Genomic DNA, 26072 nt, shown 5'->3' on the forward strand with positions numbered 1-26072 from the left:
CTATGATGATAATATTTTGTTACTGCAACGCGGTGAAGTAACAGAGTAAGTATAGCACAATCCAAATTGTAAAGAAATAATAAAAAATCAAAGACAACACGTCACCTTTGTTAAGGTAAAGACAGGAGGCAATCAAATGAATGAAAAATTGTTGTTGATTGAAGATGATAGAGAAATTGCCCGCATTATTCGCGATACATTGACTAAGGAACACTATGAGGTAACGTGGGCAACGACAGGTTTAGAGGGGTGGGAGGATTTTCAAAACACTACTTATGACCTAGTATTAGTTGATTTAATGTTGCCAGAAATGGATGGTTTTACGGTTATTAAAAATATTCGACTAAAAAGTGAAGTACCTATCATTATCTTGTCAGCAAAGAAAGAAGATATGGATAAGGTAGAAGGTTTTACACAAGGTGCAGATGATTATATGGCAAAACCTTTTAGCTTAGTAGAGCTGAAAGCGAGAGTGGCTTCTCAGATAAGGCGTTGGCAGCGTTATCAAGGTGTGAAAGAACCTACTACCATCATACAATACGAGCATCAACTCACAGTAGATTGGCAAAATGAAATTGTGACTTTACATGGTGAGCGATTGTCACTCACAACGATTGAATTTGATTTATTTACACTCCTAGCGCAACATCCAACACGTACATTTACTAAAGAAGAGCTATACGAACATGTTTGGCAATTAGCAGCAACGAAAAGTGATTTGCATACAGTAACTGTGCATATTAAGAGTTTGCGTGAAAAATTGCATGATCCTGTCAAAACACCCCATTATATTCAAACGGTTTGGGGAAAAGGTTATCGATTTATTGGTGAGCGCATATGAAGTTACGCACCTGGTTATTAATTACATATGCCCTCGCCATGATCCTCCCTTTAATTGCAGGTTATATTTTATTTGCATGGATAAGTCACTATAATCAGCAACAAACCGTAGATGAAGTATTGCTATCTAAACTAGAACTTACGACAGTAGAACGTGTTGTAAATGATCCTGCATTATATCAAAGACAGGCTGATCGAGCGAAGGTGGAGGCACTCGTGAATGATCAAAGGATGATTGTGCTCTACGATGCAGAGGGGCGCGTATTATTTAATCCAAGCCCACTTAAGCTGTTTGAAAGTGAAGGCGCTCAACAAAAAATTTATGAAAATTTATATCAATTAAAGCGCAATTATAAAACATATCACTATCGTGCACCCGTATTAGTTAATAGGCAAGTCGTTGGCTTTTACGAAGTTATCTTTTATCGCAGTGATTGGCAAGAAGGCGTGGCCAATCGTACCTGGTTAGTTGTTGGCATTTTTAGTGTAATCATACTTAGTGTTTTTAGTGCTATTTTCTGGCTGTCCAATCGTAAATTCACCTATCGTTTACAAAACTTACAACAACAAATGTTAGCTTTTGGTCAAGGCAAAGTAATAGATAAACCTAAAACTAAACCAGATGAAATAGGGCAGTTAGCACGGAGCTTTTATCAAATGCAAAATAAAATTAGAGATACACAACAAAGCCTACGTGAGGAGCAACAGCAAAAGCAAATGATGATGGCAAGTCTATCGCATGATTTAAAGACACCATTAACCTCCATTCGAGCCTATACAGAGGCAATTCAACATAATGAATTGTCCAAACAAGAACAGGCAGAATACACAACGATTATTATTGAAAAATCACAATACATGAAACAAATGTTAGATGACTTAACGACATATGCGACATTACAGTCCCCGCAATTTATGATGGATAAAGTAAGTGTGGATGGTGAAGAGTTTTTTGATATGCTGTTATCGGATTATGAGACATTGTGTCAGGAAAGACAATTGCAATTACGCACACGTAATTATGCACGTAGCATTTATGAAGTGAATCCTAAACAAATGATGCGAGTTATGGATAATATGATGATGAATGCCATTCAACATGCGGAGCTTCACATCATGGCGCTCGTTGCAGAACAGGCACAAGCCATACAAGAAATGCCGTTATCGCTACATCCTTATTTTGAGGAGGAGCTATTATATGTTGTGGTTCAAAATGATGGGACGCCGATTCAAGAAGAAGTCATTACCCAAATTTTTAATCCGCTCTATCAAGCGGATTTGGCGCGCACTAAAGCGGGCAATCGAGGCAATGGCCTAGGATTAAGTATTACAAAACAAATTATTGAAAAACATGGTGGCACAGTACAAATCGTGTCAAATGATGTTGTAGGAACTGTACTGATTTGTGCCTTACCTAAAGGAGAATGACAGATGAAATGGTTAAAAACAGCAAGTTTATTATTAGCAGCAAGTGTAGCATTAGGTGCATGTAGTAACACAGAGGTTAGCCAGTACTCGCCTGAACAAGTGATTGAGAATGCATTACAGCATAAAGAGGAAATCACCACATATTACGGCGAATACGATATGAAGATGGAGGATGAGACAGTCAAAATTAAAGAGTGGCGAGACGGCAAAGATGTGCGTATAGAAACGGCTATGGGTAAAGATGAAGCCGTTAGTGTTATGAAGGATAATGAAATGCGGTTGTACGATAAGACTAAAAATGAGTTAATCACCATGGATATTAGTGCTGCTAATGACGAGTTGCCCTTTTCTGCTCAAAAAACGATTGAAACAACATTAAACATGATTAAAGATACCCATGATATTACGTTAGTTGGCGAGGAGAAGTATTTAAAACGCGATACCTATCATATTAAAGCAATCGCTAAAAAAGAAGGTTTAATCGGCGATAGTGAATTATGGATTGATAAAAAAACATGGGTACCATTAAAGTCATTGAGTGAGGCTGCGGGTGAGACCATTACGATTAACTATACAACTTTTGAACCGAATGCAAAAATGCCAAGCGATATTTTTACATTAGATGTCCCTAAAGATGTGACAGTTAAAGAAATCCCAACTGAGATGGCAGAAGAGGAATTAACATTAGAACAAGCGCAAGAAATTTATCCTACGATGTTACTTTCTCAACAAGAGAACGTTACGATTGAACGTATTACGGTTTTACCATCAGTGAATGACCGTCAAGAAGTAACCATCGACTATAGTAAGGATGGTGCGCCATATATGTCGATTACTACATTTAAAGATGAGGTAATTAATGACGAACCCCTAATGGAAGGCGAAGAAGAAGTGACAGTGCAAGGCGTAGCAGGCACATATGTTGCGTTAAAAGAATTTAAAGTGCTTACCTTTGCCAAAGATGCTTTACATTATAGCGTTATGCCTTTAACGAGTGATGCTACCAAAGAAGACATCCTACAGTTTAGTAATGAGCTGCAATAATACTATACAGTCATTTATGGAACACTACGAAGATTTTTTCGTAGTGTTTACTTTTTTATTAAAAAGATGTGACGCTTTAACTATAATTAACGTCTATAAGGTGACAAGGAGGCGAAGTCGGTGGATTTAGGAGAAATTATGGCGCAACATGGGCATTATTTAGTGAGAGTTGCGTATTTATATATGAAGGACGAGATGTTAGCCGAGGATATTGTACAAGATGTTTTCATCCAATTTCATCGCAAGTCGCATCAATTTGAAGAAAGGGCATCCGTAAAAACCTATTTAGTCAAAATGACCGTCAATCGGTGCCACGACGTATTACGTAAACAGGAAAGAAGGCAAGAAAGCTTATTTGCTAAAATTTTTAAGACAACTAAAAAGAGCCCTGAACACATTACAATGCATAAACAAACAAAAGGAGAGATTACAGATGCGCTCTTTCAACTATCATTACCGTATCGTGAGGCAATTATATTATTTTATTATGAAGAGATGACGAGCGTTGAAATAGCAGAGCTTTTAGGTGTGACAGAGTCAGCAGTGCGCATGCGTTTAAAAAGAGCACGTGAACAATTACGGCAGCAACTAGAAGATTTTGAATGGGGGGATGAATGATGAAAGAGCAATTAAATGAAGAATTAAAACATGTAACATTTAGTAAAGACAGACAACAAGCTGTACAACAAAGTATAAAAAAGCGCCAACCACATACTAAACAGTGGGTAGCAGTTGCATTTGTACCATTGTTACTTTTATTTATGGGTACTATTCTTTTTAACGAACCACTGAAACAAGCTACCACACAAGTGAAGCAGTCTGAGCATACGATTTGGCGCATGGTATTTAATGACTGGACTTTGATGATACTCATTACTGGACTTGTTGCTCTTTGGGCTTACTTTATTCGTAGGCATCATAAACCAACCGTATGCCCCCATTGTGGTCACATTCATACTAAAAAAGAGCGACGTAAACTTGTATGGTCAGGTATGAATAAAGCACTCATATGCCCACACTGTCACCAACGTTACTATAAAAACTATAAACAAAACTCATTTTGGTCCATATTCCCAGGTATTTATCTTATTATTTTTTTACCGAGTCGCTTTTTCGACGATATCTGGTTGATGTTAGTCACTATACTCACTAGTTTGGTGATTTATCTTACAATGTTAAGTCATGTACAAATTAGTTTACAAAAGACAGACCCGCTAACAGAACCAGTGAAGCCATTATGGTAACGTGCTGATGGATACAGTTATTATCCCTTTAAAGCGTTAACCTAATGAAAAAACTAATTGACAAACATTATCTCTTAGCGTAACTTTAAGTAAACTACATTACGATTATTGTTTACAAAGGGGAGAAACGCTATGCAACAAACAAAGACATTACACTATGTGCTGGCGGCATTAGGAGCAGCAATTATTGCTGTGTTAGCTCAATTATCCATTCCACTGCCATTTTCACCAGTACCTATTACAGGGCAAACATTTGCTATTGGTTTAGTCGTTACGATTTTAGGTTTGCGAACAGGTTCATTATCTGTCTTATTATATATTTTAATTGGTGCAGCTGGCGCACCTGTTTTTTCACAAATGACAGGTGGTTTAGGAATTGTTGTAGGGCCTACGGGTGGTTATATTGTAGGGTTTTTACCAACAGCGATCATTATGGGCTATTATATGAATAAACTAGGTTACACATATTGGCATTCTTTAATTGCCAACTTAATCGGTATGGTCGTTACATTAGCCTTTGGTACAGTGTGGCTAAAGATTGCGGCAGATTTAACATGGTATAAAGCTTTTATGGGTGGCGTTTATCCATTTATCCCACTAGGTATTGTAAAGGCGGCATTAGCAGCATGGCTCGGGATTGTTGTGCGTAATCGTTTAAAAAGTGCTCGTCTATTATCGGAGGTAGCTTAATATGGCAACGCTTTGGCACGGGGGTACAATTTATACGATGAATGCTGAAGATGATAAAGTTGAAGCGCTCCTGGTGGAAGATGGCAAAATTATAGCCATAGGTGAAAAGCTATTATTACAACCACATGCACAACAAGAGGTCGATTTAGCCGGGGGCGTATTATACCCCGGCTTTGTTGATAGTCATATTCATTTGATTGGGTATGGTGAGAAATTAATGCATCTTGACGTCTCTCATATGACAAGCAAACAGCAAATGATGCATGCTATACGTGAGCGTATGCAACAAGTGGCACCTGATGATTGGGTCATTGTTATTGGCTATTATGAAGCGCAATTTGATGATGATACATTTCCTACATTGCAGGAATTACATGCTTTAGGAGATGCGCATCTTGTGATTAAAAGGCGCTGTCATCACCTTATTATCGCGAATCAAAAGGCGTTAGATTTTGCAGGGATCACAGTCCATACACCTGCTCCTGCTGGTGGAATTATTGACACGTGTGACGGCAAACTAACTGGCGTACTAAAAGATGCAGCATTGTACATGATTGTAAATCATATGCCACACTTGACGCTAGCATATGTCCAAAAAGCGTTGCAACTCGCCATAGACGACTTATTAACGATGGGGGTGACAGGTGCTCATTCTGAAGATTTAAGTTATTTTGGGCCACCAACACAACCTTTACAAGCATTTCAGGCAATTGTCCCTAAACGTTTTAAAGCCCATTTATTACAACATCATACAGTTTTTGAAGAGACAAAAGAGTGGCCATCGACACCATTTATTGAGATGGGCGCTATGAAAATTTTCGTGGATGGGGCATTTGGTGGTCATACTGCTGCACTGCATAAACCATACGATGACAAAGATACAACAGGTATGCTTGTTCATACGACTAAGCAATTATATCATCTTGTTAAACAAGCACGGTTAGCTAAAAGAGAAGTGGCCGTACATGTGATTGGAGACCGTGCTATCGACACCATTTTAGATGTATTTGCTATTTTTCCACCTGTGTATCATTGGCAACATGATCGCATTATTCATAGTTCATTAGTGAATGATACCATTATAAAACGTTTAGCAAACATGCCCGTTATCATTGATTTCCAACCACAATTTGTGGAGGAACCTCAGGCTGTCATGCTTCATAAGTTAGGTGATAACCGCTGTCGTTATTTGAACTTATGTAAAACCTTTATCAAAGAAGGGATTACCGTAGCGGGTGGTAGCGATGCCCCGATTGAGCATCCTAATCCGCTCCATGCGATGTATGCAGCTATGACAAGGCGCTATCAAGATGAAGACGCACAGCAACTAGAGGAGTGTTTAACGCGATATGAAGCGGTTACTTTATTTACTAAAAATGCAGCGAAGGCAATTCATAAGGAGCAAAGTAGAGGGCGTATTGCAATAGGGTATGAAGCTGATTTTACCATTTTAAAGAAAGATATTTTCACTGTTCCATTACGAGAAATCCCACACATTGCTGTGCAAATGACTGTTGTAAATGGGCAAATTGTTTATGATTATCGCATGTCAGAGCCTGAGAAGATGTCACGCTAATCTCATCTATTTTTGAGGCGCATAGAGAATAATAAAGGTGAAGCGATTTGTAAAAAAACGCTTCACCTTTTTATATTGGCATTGTCCCATGTTAATTAAGCATTAGGATAAATCATCGTTTTAGGATCCACCCATTTGTCAAACTGTTCTTCTGTTAAAAGTCCACTAGCAAGCGCCGCTTCTTTTAATGAAGAGCCTTGTTCATGCGCTTGTTTAGCGATTTTAGCTGCATTTTCATAGCCGATATGTGGGTTTAAAGCTGTTACTAACATGAGAGAATTTTCTAGGTTGCGTGTTAAAACTTCATAATTAGGTTCAATACCAACTGCACAATGCGCATCAAATGATTTCATCGTATCAGCTAATAAGCGTGCAGATTGTAGGAAGTTATAAATAATAACAGGTTTAAACACGTTTAATTCAAAGTTACCTTGGCTTGCAGCAAAACCAATGGTAGCGTCGTTACCGATTACTTGCGTAACAACCATCGTCATCGCTTCACTTTGTGTAGGATTTACTTTACCAGGCATAATGGATGAACCAGGTTCATTAGCTGGTATGATAAGTTCACCAATCCCACTTCGAGGGCCACTTGCTAAAAAGCGCACATCATTAGCAATTTTCATAAGGTCGGCGGCTAATGCTTTTAACGCCCCGTGCGCTGTGACCACTTCATCATGGCTTGTTAAGGCATGGAATTTATTCTCAGCGGAAGTAAAAGTAATGCCTGTTTCTTCACTAATAAAGGCTGCCACACGGTCACCAAAATCAGGGTGAGCGTTAATGCCTGTACCAACAGCTGTGCCACCAATTGCAAGCTCTTTCATATAAGTAATATTTGCTTTAATCATCGCTTCTGATTTCGTTAGCATATGCACCCAACCACTAATTTCTTGTCCTAGTGTGAGTGGTGTAGCGTCTTGTAGATGAGTACGTCCAATTTTAATAATATCTTTAAATGCTTGTTCTTTTGCTTGTAATGTTTGTTTAAGGCCACGTAAGCGAGGTAGTAGATAGTTTTCCACTTTTAATACACCAGCTACGTGTAATGCTGTAGGGAATGTGTCGTTTGAACTTTGGGACTTATTAACGTCATCATTTGGATGAACACGATCTGCTTCATCAGCGTTTTGTAAAATCTGGTTAGCACGATTGGCAATGACTTCGTTTACATTCATATTTGTTTGAGTACCACTACCTGTTTGCCATACAACAAGTGGGAAGTGGTCATCCCATTGCCCATTAATGACTTCGTCAGCGGCTTTAATAATAGCATTCGCTTTAACTTCGCTGATTCTTTTTAATGAAATGTTTGCTTGTGCAGCACTTTTCTTTAAAATTGCCATAGCATGAATGATTTCAATCGGCATAATCTCTTCACCAATCTGGAAGTTCATTTTACTACGTGCTGTTTGAGCACCCCATAATTTATCAGCAGGGACTTTCATTTCACCCATTGTATCTTTTTCAATGCGATAATCCATAACAACATCTCTCCTTAAACTATATGCTTAACATTAATGATAACAATTCTCAATGATTGGCGTCAAGGAATATGCTGTACTACTTGTACTATTAACAGATAGGAGCAGTATTCTTATAAATCTTATAGTATAATAGACGGCTGAGGATGGTGAAAATAGTGCAGTATAAAACATTATTATTTGACGTAGATGACACATTATTAGATTTTAAAAAGGGTGAATGTTATGCGCTCTCTGAAATCTTTTCAACATATGGTATAACCCCATATGAGCGGGGATATGCAACATACCAAGCCATTAATAGTAGTTTATGGCGTGCAGCTGAAGAAGGTGAAATTACAGTAGATGAAATTTTTCTTGTGCGCTTTGTCCGTTTTTTAGAAGATTTACATATTCAAGACGATGGTGTAAAACTAGACGAGCGTTTTCGTAACTATGTAGCTGAAAAAGATTTTAGTTTTGATGGTTGTTATGATCTGTTGGCGCGTTTAGCCCCACACTATGAACTCGCTATTGTGACAAATGGTCATAAAACTATGCAAGAGCCACGTTTAAAAAAAGCGCATCTCTATGACTTCTTCTCTCACATTTTCATCTCTGCTGATATTGGTGTTCAAAAACCTGATATTCGCTTCTTTGAAGCTGTAGAACAAGGTATGCCAAACTTACAGCACGAGACAACATTAATTATTGGTGACTCCTTAACGAGTGATATGGAAGGTGGGAGGCGTTTTGGTATTGCTACATGTTGGTACAACCCTAACCATTTACCATTACCGAAAGAACCTGTGGACTATATTATTGCCAATTATGATGAGTTAGAACAGTTACTATTATGGCAAGACGAAATGCGTATAGCGATTGCACAAGACAATTCAACTGAATGTCTTTACTTTGTTGGTGAACTACAAGAGTTGCCAAAGCTAGCCGTTGATTTTAATGAAGCAGTAGCCGAAATAAAAGCGCTTGGCTTTTTACCAACAACAAAACAAATTTGTGATTACACAATCACTTTGCAAGAGCAAGTACGAATATAAAGTAGCGATAACTACATACATCACTTATCAGTTTTGTAACTATGTTTTAAAATGAAGTTATCTGTTCGCTTTTTTTACGTTATACTTTAGAAGTAAAGTTAGAGGAGTGTGAGGTATGACAAACCAAGTAGACGAAACGTATTTAACGTTGGGCCGACAAATTTTAACGAATGGTGTGCAAAAAGGTGACCGCACAGGCACTGGTACCATTAGTACATTTGGCTGTCAATTGCGATTTGATTTACAAAAGGAAGGTTTCCCAATTATGACAACGAAACGCGTTGCTTTTAAGCTAATTGCGAGTGAGTTGTTATGGTTTTTAAAAGGCGATACGAATATTCGCTACTTATTGCAAAATAATAATCACATTTGGGATGAGTGGGGCTTCAAGATTTGGGTGGAGTCGGATGAATATACGGGACCTGATATGACAGATTTTGGATTACGTTGTCAAACAGATGCGGATTTTAATCGCCTATATCAAGAGCAAATGAAGATTTATCAAGATAATGTTTTACAAGATGATGCATTTGCAAAAAAGTTTGGTGATTTAGGTAACGTTTACGGCAAACAATGGCGCAAATGGCAGGGCGCAGATGGTCAAGAATACGATCAAATACAATATATTATTGATGAGATTAAACGCAATCCAGATTCACGTAGATTATTAGTATCCGCGTGGAGTGCGTCAGAGATGGCATCACAGGCATTGCCTCCATGTCATTATGCATTCCAATTTTATGTTGTGGATGGTAAATTGAGCTGTATGTTTAATATGCGCAGCGTAGATTATTTTTTAGGTTTGGCTTTTAACATTACGTCATATGCATTACTTACTTACCTTATTGCGCATGAATGTGGATTAGCAGTGGGAGAGTTAGTTTTTACAGGGGCAGATGTGCATATTTATGCGAATCATATTGAACAAGTGAAAGAGCAATTAAGTCGCACGCCCAAAAAATTGCCAACCTTACAATTAAATAAAGAAAAATCCTCTATTTTTGATTTTGAATTAGCGGATATTACATTACTAGGTTATGAGCCCCACCCCACCATTAAAGCACCTGTAGCTGTATAAAATAAAAGATATCTTTTACGACATAAAGTTGGTGAAAGGTATCTTTTTCTAGGAGGTAGTGTATGGATTTTCAGAAGGTTGTACAGTCTTTTGGCTTTACATGTGATGAAGCACCTATAAGCATCTATCCTTTTTCACCTGTGTTTCATGTTAAGTTGTGCGAGCAACAATTCATTATTAAATGCACACAAACCAATCCAACATCTTTAGTACATTATCTTAATATGTTAAAACAGCATAATATAAAAGTGGTAACTCCAGTGCCACTTGATGTGCCAAACCCACAAAAAATCGGAGATAACACTTTTATTGTTTATCCTTTTATTGAAGGAACCTCATATCAAGGCACAGATGAGCAACTAATCGCAGTTGGTGAACATTTAGGTAAAATCCATGCTGCATCTCCGCCTACGAATGTATGCGAGTTACCTGTTTACGATGTGTATGACTTTTATAATCATGAAGTAGAAGATGCTATAGATGTGTTAAGTGAGTATAGTCAAGCGAATCAAGTCATGTTAGACATACAACAAGTCAAGCAACTATGGTTAGCCGCTATCAAAAATCAAGAGGCACTACAGCTGCTCAAGTTGCCACATGTGGCAACACCTCATGATTATAAAGCAACTAATATTGTTATGACGCCAACGCCCTTTTTAATCGACCCTGATAATGCTAGTTTTGTACCTAGAATTTTTGATTTAGCCTTAACTTTATTATTGTTTCATAATGAACAAAGTCAGGCTCCTCACCATGTATTCACCGTACAAGAGTGGCAATTATTTTTAACGGGGTATAGTAAGTATATAAAGTTAACACAAGTTGAAATCGAGTGGTGGGAAGCGGCTAAACAACATGTATTTTTAGATGATGTGATGTGGCTAATGACAGCGAATGAAGAGGATTGGCGTAACCCTGCACAACAAACCTTATTTCAAAGCATCGTACAAGTGATGACGCATAGTGAGGCATATCAACTTTTTCTGAGGTAGGTATTGCATAATACAATAGATATACAAAAAAGAATCAAATGGTATAAATCTATTGCTATATGCTATAAAATATAAAAAATAATAAAATAGGTATATTTCCTTGTTTTAGTCAAACACCTTATCTTATGAAAGCGCTTATGACAGCGTTTGCGTATTATTACATATGCCCTACAAAGTCTTACGTTAAATTCGCTTCATATGAGTAGCCCCTAATTTATACAAGTGCAATGCTATTAACGCGTCAAGAGTACGTCCAAAAGCAGTGTAAGTCAAATGGCATGGTATCTACAAAAAAGAATGAAAAAGTAGGTAAAATGTGAAAAAAAGATAAATTTAGCGATAAATTTGTTAAAATAGACGTATAGAATAAATGAAGAGGTGTTTGCATGAATATTGAACAATTTGAAGCATTTATTACACATGCTCAGCTACATGAGTTACGTCAACTTATGACTTATCGGGATACATTATTACAAACATATGAGCAATCACCAACTTTAGACGTATTGGCTCGTTACGAATTGCCGAAAATGATTGACGTTTATTTAACTTATGATGTGGAAGATTATTCAGCCTCATCAAATGAAACACAGACAATAGCAAGGAAAAATAATCAGCTTGAAAAACAAGCGCAGGCATTATGGCAACAAGAAATAGCGAAATTAACGCATATAATAGAAGCAATAAAAAAAGAGCAAGCAGAAAAGCCGCGATAACGCGGCTTTAACTCCCTGACATAGCAAGTACAAAAATAGACCAAAATGAAAAGATTAAACAAGTAAAAATAGCAATAATGAGATATACAATTACAATAAAAGTAGGTAGACGATGTCTAGCACGTAATAGTACGTAAGGGATTGCTACAAAGCAAGCAATGCCTGCTAAAGTATAAAAAGTCAAGTAATGCATATAAGAGAAAAAAGGGAGTATTTTTATACTCCATTCACTTAAATGTTGTGCATACGCACTTAAGAGAGAGCCGATTAATAGTAGGGTAAAATAGCGTACATGCGGCATACTTTTCACATCCTTTCTTTTACTATACGTTAGAATATATGATTAGCAAAGTGAGAAGGAGGTGGGCAAATGAACGTAGCATTTGTACATAATCAAACTGGTGAAGAAATCTTGATTACACACACGGATGATATAGCAGGTTTATTAGCAGCAGCGCAAGGAAGTGCAATTACTTTTCCAGTAGGGCGTTTTAAATATGATTATCACACATTAGACTACTATGCAGAGGAAGGCATTATGATGCATGAACTTGTCATCTATGTCGAAGCGATATAAAAGTCGCATAAGGCTTATGTTTTACTGGCAATTTTGCTCGGAAACACTTGATAGAGATAGTTTATTCGCCTTTTTTCTCTATCTGAAAAAGGTGGAAAATTGGATAAAGTGTAAGCGAGATTTGTCGTTTTAAAAAAACAAAAAGAAATGAGCTGAAACCGTTTACAGCAAGCATAAAGTTTAGTAGTATGTAGTCATATTCAGCTATGTTATTACAATTTGAGGAGAGAGAAATAATGTCAAACACATATCGTGTTGAGCGAGATTTTTTAGGCGAGAAACAATTACCAACAGAAGCATACTACGGGATTCAAACGTTGCGTGCAACAGAAAACTTCCCGATTACAGGTTATCATATCCACACTTCGTTAATTCGTGCAATGGGTACTGTAAAAAAAGCGGCAGCTATGGCAAACCGCGATGTACATTTACTTGATGCAGCATTGGCAGAAGCTATTATTAAAGCGGCAACAGAAGTTGAAGAAGGCATGTGGGACCAAGCATTTATCGTTGACCCAATTCAAGGTGGTGCTGGTACTTCAATCAACATGAATGCAAACGAAGTGATTGCCAATCGTGCGCTTGAGATTTTAGGTGAGGATAAAGGAAACTATGCGGTAATTAGCCCAAACTCACACGTTAATATGTCACAATCAACCAATGATGCATTCCCAACGGCTATTCATATTGCAGTTTTAAAACAAATTGATGAGTTATTAACTGCAATGGAGCAAATGGAGACGGCTTTCCATGACAAAGCAGAAGAATTTAGCGGTGTTATCAAAATGGGACGTACCCATTTACAAGATGCTGTGCCTATTCGTTTAGGTCAAGAGTTTGAAGCATTTGCACGTGTAATTGCACGTGATATCACACGTGTTCGTCGCACAAAAGAAAACTTATTTGAAGTAAACATGGGTGCAACAGCTGTTGGTACAGGACTAAATGCTTTCCCTTCTTATATTGAAAAGGTAAGTGCGTATTTAAAAGAATTTACGCAACTTCCATTAACAAGTGCAAGTCATCTTGTTGATGCGACGCAAAATACAGATGCTTATACAGAAGTATCGGCTTCATTAAAAGTTTGTATGATTAATATGTCTAAAATTGCTAATGATTTACGTTTAATGGCGTCAGGCCCACGTGCAGGCTTAAATGAAATTAATTTACCAGCACGCCAACCGGGGTCATCCATTATGCCTGGTAAAGTGAATCCTGTTATGCCAGAAGTGATGAATCAAGTGGCCTTCCAAGTGATAGGTAATGATCAGACAATTGGTTTAGCTTCAGAGGCTGGGCAATTTGAGTTAAACGTGATGGAGCCTGTTATGGTATTTAACTTATTGCAATCACTGTCTATCATGAAAAATGTCTTTACTACATTTACAGTTAACTGTTTACAAGGCATTACAGCTAATGAAGAACGTTTACGTAATTATGTGGAGCAGAGTGTTGGTATTATTACGGCAGTAAATCCACATATCGGTTATGAGCAAGCGGCAAAGTTAGCGCGTGAAGCTATTTTAACAGGTACATCGATTCGTGAATTGTGTATCGCGTCAGGTACTTTAACGAAGGAACAGCTTGATGTGATTTTAGACCCTTATGAAATGACACATCCAGGTATTGCTGGTGCAGACTTAATGAAAATGAAATAAAAAAAAGAGTGAATCTTTGTAGATTCACTCTTTTTTTATTCGTCATCATCTATTGTGAGTAAAATAGTGATATTGCCAGCACCTTCAATTGTTGCAGGTAAAGAAAAGGCTTTTTGGAAGCCGTATAATTTTGTTTTGCCAACCATAACCGTCGGGGGTGTAATATCTAGTGTCATATTTTGTTGCCCAACAAATGTACATAAGTTGCCAACAATCATATTGCCAAACTCACCTGTAAAAGACTCTAACATTTCGCCATCAATAGCCATACCAAACATTTTTTCCGCAATGGCACTAAATGTTGTAGGTAATCCATCAATAATAACGCGACCTCTTAAATCACCTACAATACCAATTAACACACCCATTGCCTCTTGTTCAAATGGTTCTGAAGTTACAACAGGTGGTTTTACTTCTATGGGAACAGGTAGAATAGACTTCAGTGAAGTGATTGTTCCGTTTAATATAGTTTGAATGTGAACCGAAATACTCATATCAACACACCCTTTATAGACTTTATTACATATTACCATGATACTATATCGTTGTGAAATAGTAGATTGACGAAATTGCAAAACGTTGATATATTATAAGTGATAATGATTTTCAAACTCACAAAGGAGTGATTCACATGCTATATTTATTCATTGGTGCAACAGTGGTCACATGTGCTAGCTTAGGCAAGTACGTTTTAACAAATACAACAGCGCATATTCAATAATATACTCTTTATTACTGTTCAACTACAATAAGTTGAACAGTTTTTTCTTGTGTTTTTTTCTTATTTATTGGTAAAATTACCACTGTGCATATCCGTGATTTTTGTTATGCTATACATGGAGGAAAGCGCATGAAAAAGTTACTGTTAGAAGTACAAAATATCATTTTAATTTTATTGTTCTCGCTCTATTTATTTGCTTTGATTACGGTAGTTTTTGTCCGTTATCCTTTAACGCCAGAGCATTTATTTACATTGACGAGTGCCGAACGCGTCGTCAATATTGTTCCTTTTCATACTATTACACATTACTTAAATGGTATTTACCGTGTAACAACAGCAGATGCCTGGTTAAACGTGTTTGGCAATATTTTATTATTTATTCCATTAGGCATGATGTTAATGTTACGTTTAAAAAGTAAAAGAATGACGGTGTTTTATGTTGTAATGGCTTCTGTTAGTATTGAAGTGGTACAATATTTGCTAAATATCGGTGCTACAGATATTGATGATGTAATTTTAAATGTAACAGGTGGCGTGATGGGTGCATTTAGTATTGCAATTTTATTGCGTTTTGCAGGTGAGTTTTTGACAAAGCTCATACTTTGTATAGGTGGTATGAGTATGGTAGCACTCTACTTTAATATGTCATGACTAACACAATCCGACCAAAAAAGTGGTTGGATTGTTTTTGTTTAGCTGTCTTGTTCAAAAATACACTATACTTAGGCAAAATTAAGAAAATATACGCTTTATTCGACTAAAACGTGATAGAATACTAGCATAAGAAAGTTCAATCGAAAAGGGGTTAACACAAGTGGTACATGATTTTGAAGCACAACTAGCGGCATTGTTAAAACAGGCGTCGCTACAAGCAAGTATTTATCAAGAGAATGATGACACAGAGCGTATGAATAAGACGGCGTTATTTGCGCGGAAAATACAACAACGTGAATTTGTTATCGCATTTGCAGGGCATTTTAGTGCAGGTAAATCAAGCATGATTAACGCATTATCTGGCGAAGATTTATTAGCCTCTAGCCCAATTCCAACAAGTGCTAATATTGTGAAGGTACATAAGTCAGATGAAGACTTTGCTATTGTGTATATGCACAATGATAAACCTGTCAAATTTAGCGCAGGGTATGATTATAAAATGGTAAAAGAGTTAGGTAAGGATGGCGATTTAGTTTCGCAAATTGAAATTGGACATGCGGCTTCTACATTACCAGACGGTGTGACAGTTATGGATACACCTGGTGTCGACTCGACAGATGATGCTCACCGTATGTCAACCGAATCAGCCTTACATATTGCTGATATGGTGTTTTACACAATGGATTATAATCATGTTCAATCTGAGTTGAATTTCCAGTTTACAAAGCAATTAATGAAATATAATCCAAATGTTTATTTAATTGTTAATATGATTGATAAGCATCGTGAAAACGAGCTGAGCTTTGAAACATTTAAAGAAACCGTCTATCAATCATTTGGTGCTTGGGGAGTAGAGCCAAAAGGCGTATTCTTCACATCTTTGCGAGAAAAGGACCATCCACATAATGACTTTGAGCAAGTGAAAAAAATTGTGATGGATAGTATGGATGATTGGCAAGATCAATTGATTCAAACAGCTAATGGTACACTTGCACTTTTACAACATGAACATGAAGCATATTTAACACAAGAAAAAGAAGAGACCTTTGAAGCACATAATGATGTGTTAAGTGCAAGTGATTGGCAAGAGCGAGAGGATATTTTAGAACAATATCGCAAGTTAGAACAACAACTGACATTATTCTCTTTAGAGGTATTTAACGACACCTTAGATGAGCGTCGCAAAGACTTATTAGATAATGCGGCCATCATGCCAGCTGATTTGCGTGAAAAACTACGCAGTTACTTAGAAAGTACGCAAGAAGACTTTAAAGTAGGCGGTTTATTCTCAGCCAAAAAGAAAACACAAGAAGCGAGAGAAGAGCGAAAGAAAGTAGCCTATGAAAGTTATAAAACCGTTGTAACAGCACAAGTTTCTAATATGATGAAGCAATTATTAAAGCAAGTATTAAAAGATACAGGTGCATTGACAGAAGAGCGTGCAAGAGACATTGATGCGATGGCTTTTGCTATTCCATTTTCATTAATCGAAGACCAAGTGCAAAAAGGGGCATTAGTGACAGGCGATGCTGTATTAAACTTTGCGAATCGCGTGGCAGATGCTACTAAACGTTATTTTATTCGTGAAACAGATGCGTGGCGTGATGCTCAAATCCCTATGTTGCAACAAGTAGCAGAAGAGACAGCAACACCTGTTAAGATGCGCATGAATAATATGCAAGATAAGGTGGATGCGATTTTAGCCTTGCAACATATTGATGAGCAGTTGGCATATAGCCAAAAAGAATATAAATTTACAACGAATGATATGCGTCAAAAAATGGCTAACCAACAGCAACAATGGGCAGCGGATTATGAGCGAGATTTAAATGACATTCGACCGTTTAAGCCTGAAATGTTGCAAGTTAAAGATGCTGAGGTACAAGTTGAGCAACAAGCTAGCCAACAAGTAGTTAATATGTTGCCAACAGAGCGCGTTATTTTTCAGGCAGAAGAGACGGCAAAAGCGATTGAACATATGGATGGTTTTAAAGAAACAGCCGATTACTTGCGCAATAAAGTAGAGCGTTTGAAAAAGAAAGACTTTACTATTGCGCTATTTGGTGCATTTAGTGCAGGTAAATCATCATTTTCTAACGCATTAATGGGTGCGCCTGTGTTACCCGTATCGCCAAACCCAACAACCGCAGCGATTAATAAAATTCGCCCTGTAACACCTGATCACCCACATGAAACGGCAGATGTTGCTTTGAAAAATGCAGAGCAAATGTTAGAGGATATTGCGGCATCTTATGAAGCCATTGGTTTAACTGTTACATCATTAGACGAGGCTTACACGAGAGCGGAGGAAGGGCTTAAAGTACCTTTAACAGATGAGCGTTTAAACTTACACAAATCGTTTATTCGTGCCTATCAAGTAGGGTATCCATTATATAAGGAACAGTTAGGGAATGTGTTACGTGTAGAACGCCAAGAGTTTGAAGCATTTGTGGCACAAGAGAGTCGTTCTTGTTTTGTTGACCATATTGACTTTTACTATGACAGTCCGATTACACGTATGGGTGTGACCTTAGTCGATACACCAGGCGCAGACTCCATTAATGCGCGTCATACTGGTGTTGCGTTTGAGTATATTCGTAACGCAGATGCTATTTTATTTATCACCTACTTTAACCATGCGTTTGCAAAAGCAGACCGAGAGTTTCTCATTCAGTTAGGGCGTGTAAAAGATGCCTTTGAATTAGACAAGATGTTCTTTATTGTGAATGCGATTGATTTGGCTAATGATGCCGATGAGCAAGAAGATGTTAAAGATTATGTGCGTACAGAATTACAGCGCTTTGGTATTCGTTTCCCTCGTTTGTATGGTGTTTCTAGTTTAGATGCCTTAAAAGAGAAGGTACAAAATACCGATTTATCTTCTGGCATGCCACCGTTTGAAGTGGATTTCCAAAATTTCTTAAATGACGAGTTAAGTGCATTGGCGGTTAAAGCTTTAGCAGAAGAAGTAGAAAAAACGACACAGCGTCTTGGTGATATGATTACACAAACAGAGGAAAATTTAAAACGTAAAGATGCCCGATTAGAAGAGTTGGCTACTTTGGAGTCACATATTAAGCAGACATATCGCACACCTAAGACAGCTATGATCGAAAGTGATACAAAGCATGAATTAGATGAATTGCTTTATTACTTGTTGCAACGTGTGTATTATCGTTATCCAGACTTCTTTAAGGAAGGCTATAATCCTTCAACATTTGCCAATCATAATGCACAAACAGCACTTGAGATAGCATTAAAAGAAGTGTTGCAGAGTTTACGCTTTGACTTAGAACAAGAGATGCGTGTTACAAACTTCCGTTTAGGACAGTTTATAGATAAACAACTGCAAATCGGTTTTAAAGAGTATGTGCAAAATTTAAAACAACTTAACCCAACATTTGCTTTCCGAGCTTTTGAGACAGAGGAAAATGAGTTATTAAACTTTACAGGACCATTTGAATCCATCACACCATTCACAGAAGTGAAACGTTATTTCCGCAATGCAAAAGCTTTCTTTGAGAAAGATGAAAAAACGAAATTGCGTGATGAATTAGAAGTATTAACAAAACCAATAGCAGAGCGTTATTTGCAACAAGAGAAAGAGCGTCTTAATGACTGGGCGCATACGTATATTATGCAAGAAGCAGAGCAACTACGTGTGCACATCGTGTCACAAGCACAAGAGCAAATTGTAGCAGAGCGTGACTTATTGAATGAAGGCACACGTTTAGAAGCATGGAAAACAGTCTATGCAAAACTGCAAGGTATTACCGTATCATGAATTAAACTGTAAGTGAAGAGGTGCTTCACTTACAGTTTTTTTACACAGAAAGGAGTTTTTTATATGATAAATCACAATCACTACGCACTAATTGCTTTAATAAACAGCAAAAAAGCAACAAAAGAATGGGAGACTACCGCACCGATAATCCAACATACTTCACATATGTTACCAGAGCTTTATCAATTACCAAAGAAATGGTTGAAAAACTATCATCAAATACAGGAAAAAAGTAAAGGGTTAACACAAGCGCAGTGGGAAGAACATACACAAGAAGCATTAAAGCTTGGTTATGCTACTCTTTACAAAGAGAGTCAAAAAACATGTATTGAACGAAAATGGAAAAAGCTCGTAAAGAAAGCAACACCTAAAAATGAACAGGAACGCCTAGCAATCCAAGCCTTAATTGTCTATGTAGCTACTATGCGCGGCTTATATGATGATGAGGTAAAAATGTCCTACATAGAGACTTGTTATAAAGGAGATGCGGCTGCCTTTTTCAAAATGAGACGTTCATTATTTTTATTGCGTCAAGACGTTGACCAACAAATTATGAGATACACACAACCAGCAGCTTTTAAAACATTATGTAAAGTATTTACTCCTTACGATAAAAAAATGCGTAAACAAGCAACATTTGCACTAGCAGAGTTGATAGAGATGTTAGGAGGTACTACACCATCACAAAAAAAGATAACGAAAGAAGATTTAATTAAACAATTAGCTACTCAGCCACAACCCTTAAAGCAGAAGAGGGTGAGAAAGGCATTGCAAGCATTGGCTATGCAACCTGAAAAACCGACAGTCGTATTATTTGGTGGACATAAAAATTATCAACAAAGATTACAACAAGTGTTGCCACAATTAGAAGTGGGTGATGCTTATCGAGCAGCCGATTTTCAACAGCTACTCCATAAAGATTATGTCATTACAATTGGCTTGCAAGCACCTCTCACCTTGCGTGTTAAAAAGCAACTTGCCAAACAACAACACGACGTTACATGGCTAGCTTTAGCAAGACAACAGTCTCCAGCAAGCGTAATGGCATTATTACAACGCCATGGTTATGAATAATTAACGACATTCCACAAAAAAGTGGTAAAGGGAAAAGTAATGCTCCCTTTACCACTTTTTTATCGTATGTCCTTGTAACAAAAGTTTTAACTCCGGGTGTTTTCATCTTGCAAACATGTATGAGTAGCGTAATATGAGAAGTATATGAGAAAAAAGTGATAAAATAGCTCGTTTTAAATGGGTATTTAATACTTAGGAGGGATAGTTTTGGATTTAAGAAATTTAAAAACATTTGATGTTGTCGCCACCTATTTAAATTTTACTAAAGCGGCAGAAGCTTTAAACTATAGTCAGCCTACAGTCAGTCAACAAATTAAAATGTTAGAGGAGGATTTGGGTCAAACATTGATTCAGCGTACAGGTAAACAAATGTTACTAACACCCGCTGGCCAATTATTAAAAGAACGCACAACAAGTTTGTTTCAATATATCGCAGAGATTGAAAAGGACTTAGAGACATTCAAACAACCTGTGCAAAAATTAACCATCGCTGCACCAGAATTTTACTGTAGTTATTATTTATCTATAATAATTAGTGCCTTTTTAGCACAATATCCTACTGTGCAAGTGAAATTGATTTGCGCAAATAGCGAAGATACCTTACGCCTTGTTAAAGAAGAGCAAGCCGATTTTGGTTTTGTCGCACTTGATGACTTCTCGTCAACGATTCAATCGACTTTATTAGGAGCAGAGGATTTGGTATTTGTTGCCCATCCAGCGCTAGTTAAAGCAAGACCTATCCATGATTTAAATGATGAACCTTTTATTACGTATAGTCGAGACTTTTTAATACAGCGTTGTTTAGAAGAAGTGAATTATTATCCAAAAAAACTTATAGAGTTTGGGAGTGAGGAAGCAATTAAAGGAGCCGTTTTAAAAAAGTCAGGTGTCGCCCTGTTGAGTGATTTTTTATTAAAAAACGAAATTATCGAAAAACAATTAGTTGTTTTACATCGCTTTAAAGAAAAATTACCTACGTATGCTATACAATTGCAATATAGAGAAAATGATGAACTTTTACGAGCATTTTTGCAAACTACAGAGCAAATATGGCAGCATGTTAAATGATGAACATGTAAAAAAACTAATAGTTTCATGTAAAAATATCAATTGTACATACAATATGTTGCCGTCTTATAATGATTAATATAATTTTGATTGCATAACCATGCATATCGAAGAGGATGGGGTGACAAGGTATGATACAAAAAGAAAAAGCACCAAAAGGACGTTTTCAAATACATGTTTATGTATTGATATTCATTTTGATTTTAATTTCTGCATTATTAACGTATATTGTGCCATCAGGCGAGTTTGAACGTAAAATGGTAGATGGCAAAGAGGCGATTCAACCAGAGACATTTGCATTTGGTGATCCAATGCCAATTGGATTTTTAGATATTTTTGGCAGTATTCATTCAGGTATGATGCAAGGAGCTAATATTATTTTCTTTGTGCTAATTGTTGGAGGGACATTCGGTATTTTAGCGCAAACAAAAGCATTAGAATCATTTATTGCTATGTTGGCTACAAAAATGGCAAAGCGTGAGATGTTACTCATACCTGTATTAATGCTATTTTTTGCGATAGCAGGTTCACTTATGGGCATGAGCGATGAAACAATTGTTTATGTTGGTATTTTAGTTCCTTTAGCTATCGCACTTGGTTTTGACGCCATAACTGGATTTGCCATTGTGATGCTCGGGGCTTCAGTTGGTTTTTCAGCAGCCGTTATGAATCCGTTTACAGTAGGGATTGCACAAGGGATAGCAGGCTTGCCTGTATTTTCAGGCATGGTTTTCCGCATTGTTTTATTCCTTGTATTATATGTAACCGCAACATTATTTGTGATGCGTTATGCTAAAAAGGTGAAGGCAAATCCAACGTTACGTTTCGTAGGTAACGTACAGCCTACCACTACAACGACACAACCAGAAAAAATGCCAAAACATCATAAATGGGTGATGGTACTATTTTTAACCAACTTCGCAGTCTTGATGTTCGGTGTATTAAAATATCAATGGTACATTACAGAAATAGCAGGTCTATTCTTATTATTTGGTATTTTAATGGGGTTAGCAGGGAAACTAAGCCCTAATCAAATTGCAGATGCTTTTATTAAAGGCGCAGGAGATTTGATTGGAGGCGCTCTGATTATTGGTTTTGCTCAAACAATTTTAGTCATTTTTAATGATGCTAAAATTATTGACACGATTTTATATTATGTTGCGGACTTATTAAATCATGTTCCAGCGATGCTAAATGCAGTAGGCATGTTTATCTTCCAATTAGGATTAAACTTCTTAGTACCATCTGGTAGTGGTCAAGCAGCGTTAACAATGCCGATTATGGCACCATTATCTGACATGATTGGTGTGACTCGTCAAACTGCTGTATTAGCTTTCCAGTTGGGTGATGGGATGTCTAATATTATTTTCCCTACAGTAGGCTTTTTAATGGCTGGCTTAACTATTGCAGGTATTCCATGGGCAAAATGGGTACGTTGGGTTTTCCCATTTATGTTGATGCAGATTACGATTGCCATTGTAGCTTTAATAATTGCACAGCTCATTCAATATGGGCCGTTTTAAGATAAAGGAGTGTAAATGATGAATGAACAACTTTGGTCACAACTTATACAACAAGCGGTAAAGGATCGCCGCTATTTACATCAACATCCTGAGTTATCTGGGCAAGAATATGAGACAACCGCTTTTATTAAAGCGCGTTTAGAAAAATTAAATATCCGCATCATGCCTTATGCAGAGATTGGCGTTGTGGGCTTTATTGCAGGCAAAGTAGGGAAAAAGACAATAGCATTACGCGCTGATATCGATGCACTCCCTATACAAGAAGAAAACCATGTATCTTATGCTTCAACGACGCCAAATGTCGCGCATATGTGTGGGCATGATGGGCATACGGCTGTGTTATTAGCAGTAGCAGAATGGCTAGCTAATCCTGCTCATCAAGTTGATCATCATATTATGTTGATTTTTCAATCAGCAGAGGAGATTACACCAAGTGGTGCAGACCAATTAGTACAATTAGGGGTACTAGCAGAAGTGGATGCTATTTTTGGTATTCACTTATGGCAAGCTCTACCCTTAGGTACGATTGGCTGTGTCGGAGGACCGATGATGGGCTCTATTGATGATTTTGAAGTAACGGTTACAGGTTCTGGTGGTCATGGCTCTATGCCGCATGAAACGGTAGACCCTATTTATATTACGAGTCATTTAATGCAAGCTTATCAAAGCATTATTAGTCGCAATCTCAATCCCATTGATGCGGGTGTAATTACAGTAGGTAAAATTACAGCCGGCACCACATTTAATATTACGCCTGAGAGTGCCACAATGATTGGTACAATGCGTGCTTTGCGTCACGAGACCGTCACATTAATTAAAGAACGTATGACACAATTAACAGAGCAAATTTGTGCCGCTTTTGGTGCAAAGGGCACAATTCGTTTTATTGATGGTACACCACCATTAATCAATACGCCTTTTTATGCTAAAGAGATTGAACGCCTTGTCTCACCAACAAAGCCTTTTGAAGAGATATTACCTGTTATGGGTGGTGAAGATTTTTCTTATTATTTAAAAGAAAAAGAAGGTGCGTTTATTTTTGTAGGTATGGGTGGCGAGTATAGCGAGTATCCACATCATCACGCTAAATTTAATATTGATGAGCGCGCAATGGAGGATGCCATACAGTTATTTATTATGATTGCTAGACATTGTGAAATTAAGTAAGGGGAGATTACGAATGAAAATTACAAAAGTAGAAGTATTTGCAGCGCGTTTACATCTAATTGAGCCATTTATTATTTCTTATGTGCGTTTAGACGATATGCCAACCATTATTACACGTATTGAGTTAGATAATGGCATTGTTGGTTGGGGTGAGGCAGTGCCAGACCAAAATGTGACAGGTGAGACATGGGAAAGCACATATGAAGTGATTCAAAAAGAATTAGCACCACTACTCATTGGTGAGGGGCCATTTAATATAGATGCGATACACCGCAAATTTAATGCACAAATTGCAGGTGTTCCATCAGCTAAGGCAGCCTTAGATATTGCACTTTATGATGCTATGGGTAAAATCACTAACCAACCATTATATCGTCTAATTGGTGGGCAAGCACATGATGTGCTTTATATCCCACAAGTCATCAGCATTAAAACACCAGAGGCAATGGCAGCTGATGCTGCTCGTTATGTGGCACAAGGCTTCCACCATATTAAGATAAAAGTAGGAACAGATGCCCCAACAGATATTAAACGTATTCGGGCGGTTCGCGAAGCGATTGGAGAAGAAGCATTTTTACGTGTTGACGCTAATCAAGGGTGGGACCGTATCGAGGCAATCCAAGTTATTCAAGCTACAGCAGACTGTCAAGTGGAGTGGTATGAGCAACCTGTGAAGGATCATGATTATAAAAGCATGCGAGAGATACGAGCAACTGTCCCACATCGCATTATGATTGATGAAGGGATTCATTCTGTTCAAAACTTAATTGATGTCATTGAGATGCGTAGCGCAGATATGGTCAACATTAAATTGATGAAGTCTGGTGGAATCTATCCAGCCTTAGCCATTGCTAATTTGGCAGAAGCAGCAGGCATGCCTTGTCAAGTAGGTTCTATGGTGGAGTCAGCTATTGCGACGATGGCAGGTGCTCATTTATCAATGAGTCGCAGTATTATCCAAACAAATGAAATGGTTGGCCCAACTATGTTTACACGAGATTTGGCATCCGTTGATATTAAAGGCGAGTGTTTATATTTGAGCGAACGACCGGGTCTTGGGATCGATGTGGATGAAGCATACTTAACAGAAATCACACACCATCATTGTCTAATCCAATAAAAAAACAAGCGTTGGCTTTTTCGCCAGCGCTCGTTTTTTGTTATTTTACTTCGTATTGCAATGCCCCACTTGGACATGTATCAATGACACGCATCACTTCTTCTTTGGTCGCTTGGTCGACTTGAATCCACGGGCGTTGCTCTAAGTTGAAAACTTCATGTAGTCCACGTACACAATTACCTGAATGAATACATACTTCTGCATCAAAACTAACAGTTAAATCCGTACCTTCATAATAACGTTTAGCCATGACTAATCCCTCCTCATGTACTTCATCATTGATTAAACTCTCCAGTCATAATCAATTAAACTAACACATCTTGATAGCTTGCGTCTTTTTCCATACGACCTTTAGCAAAAGGGCATAAAGGAATAATTTTTTTACCTTCTGCACGTGCAAAGTCCGCTACATGTTGCACTAATAAATCACCATAACCTTTACCACGTGCCGCGTCGCTAACAAATGTATGGTCAATAATGATTTTATCTTCCCCTGTAGGAACATACGTAATCTCAGCTAACTTATTCGCTTCATCACCAATATAAAAAATGCGATCACCTGCTATAATATTTGTCAAAATTATAGCCTCCTTTTCG

General features: G+C 37.5%; 25 protein-coding genes. 20 read left to right on the forward strand and 5 right to left on the reverse strand.

Translation table 11 applies throughout. The annotated features are described in order from the left end of the window. The first annotated feature begins 136 nt into the window (after positions 1-136). From IEW44_RS05530 to IEW44_RS05560, 7 genes are all read left to right on the forward strand, one after another. Complete coding sequence (locus IEW44_RS05530; RefSeq protein ID WP_188614044.1) at positions 137-841, forward strand: response regulator transcription factor; 705 nt, start codon at positions 137-139, stop codon at positions 839-841. Beyond that, the gene (locus IEW44_RS05535) at positions 838-2268 is read left to right on the forward strand and encodes a sensor histidine kinase (protein WP_188614045.1); all 1431 of its coding nucleotides are present in this window, start codon (positions 838-840) and stop codon (positions 2266-2268) included. The genes IEW44_RS05530 and IEW44_RS05535 overlap by 4 nt, the downstream gene beginning before the upstream one ends. Before the next feature lie 3 nt (positions 2269-2271). Beyond that, positions 2272-3312 carry a LolA family protein gene (locus IEW44_RS05540; protein ID WP_188614046.1) on the forward strand — a complete coding sequence of 347 codons (1041 nt, stop codon included), beginning with the start codon at positions 2272-2274 and terminating at the stop codon, positions 3310-3312. Positions 3313-3432: 120 nt separating this feature from the next. Beyond that, entirely contained in the window at positions 3433-3930 is a 498-nt protein-coding gene (locus IEW44_RS05545; RefSeq protein WP_229704169.1) for an RNA polymerase sigma factor, read from the forward strand. Next, complete coding sequence (locus IEW44_RS05550; RefSeq protein WP_188614047.1) at positions 3930-4556, forward strand: hypothetical protein; 627 nt, start codon at positions 3930-3932, stop codon at positions 4554-4556. The genes IEW44_RS05545 and IEW44_RS05550 overlap by 1 nt, the downstream gene beginning before the upstream one ends. Positions 4557-4688: 132 nt before the next feature. Beyond that, positions 4689-5246 carry a biotin transporter BioY gene (locus IEW44_RS05555; protein WP_188614048.1) on the forward strand — a complete coding sequence of 186 codons (558 nt, stop codon included), beginning with the start codon at positions 4689-4691 and terminating at the stop codon, positions 5244-5246. A 1-nt stretch (position 5247) separates the two neighbouring features. After that, a complete protein-coding gene (locus tag IEW44_RS05560) occupies positions 5248-6822 on the forward strand; it encodes an amidohydrolase (protein WP_188614049.1) in 1575 nt (524 codons plus the stop codon). 95 nt (positions 6823-6917) lie between these two features. Here the strand turns inward: IEW44_RS05560 and fumC are convergent, their stop codons facing one another. Then, positions 6918-8306, reverse strand: a complete 1389-nt coding sequence (fumC, locus tag IEW44_RS05565) for a class II fumarate hydratase (protein WP_188614050.1) — start codon at positions 8304-8306, stop codon at positions 6918-6920. Between the two features lie 158 nt (positions 8307-8464). Here fumC and IEW44_RS05570 point away from each other — a divergent pair, with 158 nt between their 5' ends. The 4 genes from IEW44_RS05570 to IEW44_RS05585 all read left to right on the forward strand — a co-directional run bounded on the left by IEW44_RS05570 (position 8465) and on the right by IEW44_RS05585 (position 12129). Then, positions 8465-9343 carry a YjjG family noncanonical pyrimidine nucleotidase gene (locus tag IEW44_RS05570; RefSeq protein ID WP_188614051.1) on the forward strand — a complete coding sequence of 293 codons (879 nt, stop codon included), beginning with the start codon at positions 8465-8467 and terminating at the stop codon, positions 9341-9343. A 115-nt stretch (positions 9344-9458) separates the two neighbouring features. Continuing rightward, positions 9459-10421 (forward strand): thymidylate synthase, encoded by a 963-nt coding sequence (locus tag IEW44_RS05575; RefSeq protein ID WP_188614052.1) that lies wholly within the window; start codon positions 9459-9461, stop codon positions 10419-10421. 62 nt (positions 10422-10483) lie between these two features. After that, positions 10484-11413, forward strand: coding sequence for a phosphotransferase (locus IEW44_RS05580; protein WP_188614053.1), 930 nt, complete (start codon positions 10484-10486; stop codon positions 11411-11413). A gap of 386 nt (positions 11414-11799) precedes the next feature. Further along, a complete protein-coding gene (locus tag IEW44_RS05585) occupies positions 11800-12129 on the forward strand; it encodes a hypothetical protein (protein WP_188614054.1) in 330 nt (109 codons plus the stop codon). A gap of 7 nt (positions 12130-12136) precedes the next feature. Here IEW44_RS05585 and IEW44_RS05590 read toward each other — a convergent pair whose 3' ends face one another. Next, complete coding sequence (locus tag IEW44_RS05590) at positions 12137-12430, reverse strand: hypothetical protein (protein WP_188614055.1); 294 nt, start codon at positions 12428-12430, stop codon at positions 12137-12139. Positions 12431-12499: 69 nt separating this feature from the next. On the opposite strand from IEW44_RS05590, the gene IEW44_RS05595 reads away from it, so the two are divergent. Further along, a complete protein-coding gene (locus IEW44_RS05595; RefSeq protein WP_188614056.1) occupies positions 12500-12706 on the forward strand; it encodes a thymidylate synthase in 207 nt (68 codons plus the stop codon). A gap of 236 nt (positions 12707-12942) precedes the next feature. Beyond that, entirely contained in the window at positions 12943-14364 is a 1422-nt protein-coding gene (gene aspA, locus IEW44_RS05600; RefSeq protein ID WP_188614057.1) for an aspartate ammonia-lyase, read from the forward strand. 35 nt (positions 14365-14399) lie between these two features. On the opposite strand, the gene IEW44_RS05605 is transcribed toward aspA, so the two are convergent. Continuing rightward, a complete protein-coding gene (locus tag IEW44_RS05605; RefSeq protein WP_188614058.1) occupies positions 14400-14858 on the reverse strand; it encodes a chemotaxis protein CheX in 459 nt (152 codons plus the stop codon). A gap of 356 nt (positions 14859-15214) precedes the next feature. On the opposite strand from IEW44_RS05605, the gene IEW44_RS05610 reads away from it, so the two are divergent. The 7 genes from IEW44_RS05610 (at position 15215) to IEW44_RS05640 (ending at position 25475) form a co-directional block, all read left to right on the forward strand. After that, positions 15215-15736 carry a VanZ family protein gene (locus IEW44_RS05610; RefSeq protein WP_188614059.1) on the forward strand — a complete coding sequence of 174 codons (522 nt, stop codon included), beginning with the start codon at positions 15215-15217 and terminating at the stop codon, positions 15734-15736. 163 nt (positions 15737-15899) lie between these two features. Further along, a complete protein-coding gene (locus tag IEW44_RS05615; protein WP_229704170.1) occupies positions 15900-19523 on the forward strand; it encodes a dynamin family protein in 3624 nt (1207 codons plus the stop codon). Positions 19524-19586: 63 nt separating this feature from the next. Next, a complete protein-coding gene (locus IEW44_RS05620) occupies positions 19587-20597 on the forward strand; it encodes a hypothetical protein (RefSeq protein ID WP_188614060.1) in 1011 nt (336 codons plus the stop codon). A gap of 207 nt (positions 20598-20804) precedes the next feature. Further along, complete coding sequence (locus IEW44_RS05625) at positions 20805-21665, forward strand: LysR family transcriptional regulator (RefSeq protein WP_188614061.1); 861 nt, start codon at positions 20805-20807, stop codon at positions 21663-21665. Between the two features lie 131 nt (positions 21666-21796). Then, positions 21797-23188 carry a YfcC family protein gene (locus IEW44_RS05630; RefSeq protein WP_188614062.1) on the forward strand — a complete coding sequence of 464 codons (1392 nt, stop codon included), beginning with the start codon at positions 21797-21799 and terminating at the stop codon, positions 23186-23188. Between the two features lie 18 nt (positions 23189-23206). Then, entirely contained in the window at positions 23207-24355 is a 1149-nt protein-coding gene (locus tag IEW44_RS05635; protein ID WP_229704171.1) for a M20 metallopeptidase family protein, read from the forward strand. A 13-nt stretch (positions 24356-24368) separates the two neighbouring features. Beyond that, a complete protein-coding gene (locus IEW44_RS05640) occupies positions 24369-25475 on the forward strand; it encodes a mandelate racemase/muconate lactonizing enzyme family protein (protein ID WP_188614064.1) in 1107 nt (368 codons plus the stop codon). Positions 25476-25515: 40 nt separating this feature from the next. Here IEW44_RS05640 and IEW44_RS05645 read toward each other — a convergent pair whose 3' ends face one another. Both IEW44_RS05645 and IEW44_RS05650 read right to left on the reverse strand, forming a co-directional pair. Continuing rightward, complete coding sequence (locus tag IEW44_RS05645) at positions 25516-25725, reverse strand: (4Fe-4S)-binding protein (RefSeq protein ID WP_188614065.1); 210 nt, start codon at positions 25723-25725, stop codon at positions 25516-25518. A gap of 55 nt (positions 25726-25780) precedes the next feature. Further along, positions 25781-26053 carry a GNAT family N-acetyltransferase gene (locus IEW44_RS05650; RefSeq protein ID WP_229704172.1) on the reverse strand — a complete coding sequence of 91 codons (273 nt, stop codon included), beginning with the start codon at positions 26051-26053 and terminating at the stop codon, positions 25781-25783. Between the last annotated feature and the right edge of the window lie 19 nt (positions 26054-26072).

It is taken from the genome of Lysinibacillus alkalisoli, assembly GCF_014643595.1.
Classification (GTDB): domain Bacteria; phylum Bacillota; class Bacilli; order Bacillales_A; family Planococcaceae; genus Metalysinibacillus; species Metalysinibacillus alkalisoli.

What these genes read in the sequence shown, in the direction of transcription:
- IEW44_RS05560 (WP_188614049.1), top strand. Translation starts at nt 5,248, where the DNA reads ATGGCAACGCTTTGGCACGGGGGTACAATTTATACGATGAATGCTGAA.
- IEW44_RS05630 (WP_188614062.1), top strand. Translation starts at nt 21,797, where the DNA reads ATGATACAAAAAGAAAAAGCACCAAAAGGACGTTTTCAAATACATGTT.
- IEW44_RS05610 (WP_188614059.1), top strand. Translation starts at nt 15,215, where the DNA reads ATGAAAAAGTTACTGTTAGAAGTACAAAATATCATTTTAATTTTATTG.
- IEW44_RS05580 (WP_188614053.1), top strand. Translation starts at nt 10,484, where the DNA reads ATGGATTTTCAGAAGGTTGTACAGTCTTTTGGCTTTACATGTGATGAA.
- IEW44_RS05540 (WP_188614046.1), top strand. Translation starts at nt 2,272, where the DNA reads ATGAAATGGTTAAAAACAGCAAGTTTATTATTAGCAGCAAGTGTAGCA.
- IEW44_RS05645 (WP_188614065.1), bottom strand. Translation starts at nt 25,725, where the DNA reads ATGGCTAAACGTTATTATGAAGGTACGGATTTAACTGTTAGTTTTGAT.
- IEW44_RS05620 (WP_188614060.1), top strand. Translation starts at nt 19,587, where the DNA reads ATGATAAATCACAATCACTACGCACTAATTGCTTTAATAAACAGCAAA.
- aspA (WP_188614057.1), top strand. Translation starts at nt 12,943, where the DNA reads ATGTCAAACACATATCGTGTTGAGCGAGATTTTTTAGGCGAGAAACAA.
- IEW44_RS05530 (WP_188614044.1), top strand. Translation starts at nt 137, where the DNA reads ATGAATGAAAAATTGTTGTTGATTGAAGATGATAGAGAAATTGCCCGC.
- IEW44_RS05595 (WP_188614056.1), top strand. Translation starts at nt 12,500, where the DNA reads ATGAACGTAGCATTTGTACATAATCAAACTGGTGAAGAAATCTTGATT.
- IEW44_RS05585 (WP_188614054.1), top strand. Translation starts at nt 11,800, where the DNA reads ATGAATATTGAACAATTTGAAGCATTTATTACACATGCTCAGCTACAT.
- IEW44_RS05555 (WP_188614048.1), top strand. Translation starts at nt 4,689, where the DNA reads ATGCAACAAACAAAGACATTACACTATGTGCTGGCGGCATTAGGAGCA.
- IEW44_RS05640 (WP_188614064.1), top strand. Translation starts at nt 24,369, where the DNA reads ATGAAAATTACAAAAGTAGAAGTATTTGCAGCGCGTTTACATCTAATT.
- IEW44_RS05550 (WP_188614047.1), top strand. Translation starts at nt 3,930, where the DNA reads ATGAAAGAGCAATTAAATGAAGAATTAAAACATGTAACATTTAGTAAA.
- IEW44_RS05635 (WP_229704171.1), top strand. Translation starts at nt 23,207, where the DNA reads ATGAATGAACAACTTTGGTCACAACTTATACAACAAGCGGTAAAGGAT.
- IEW44_RS05590 (WP_188614055.1), bottom strand. Translation starts at nt 12,430, where the DNA reads ATGCCGCATGTACGCTATTTTACCCTACTATTAATCGGCTCTCTCTTA.
- IEW44_RS05575 (WP_188614052.1), top strand. Translation starts at nt 9,459, where the DNA reads ATGACAAACCAAGTAGACGAAACGTATTTAACGTTGGGCCGACAAATT.
- IEW44_RS05535 (WP_188614045.1), top strand. Translation starts at nt 838, where the DNA reads ATGAAGTTACGCACCTGGTTATTAATTACATATGCCCTCGCCATGATC.
- IEW44_RS05605 (WP_188614058.1), bottom strand. Translation starts at nt 14,858, where the DNA reads ATGAGTATTTCGGTTCACATTCAAACTATATTAAACGGAACAATCACT.
- fumC (WP_188614050.1), bottom strand. Translation starts at nt 8,306, where the DNA reads ATGGATTATCGCATTGAAAAAGATACAATGGGTGAAATGAAAGTCCCT.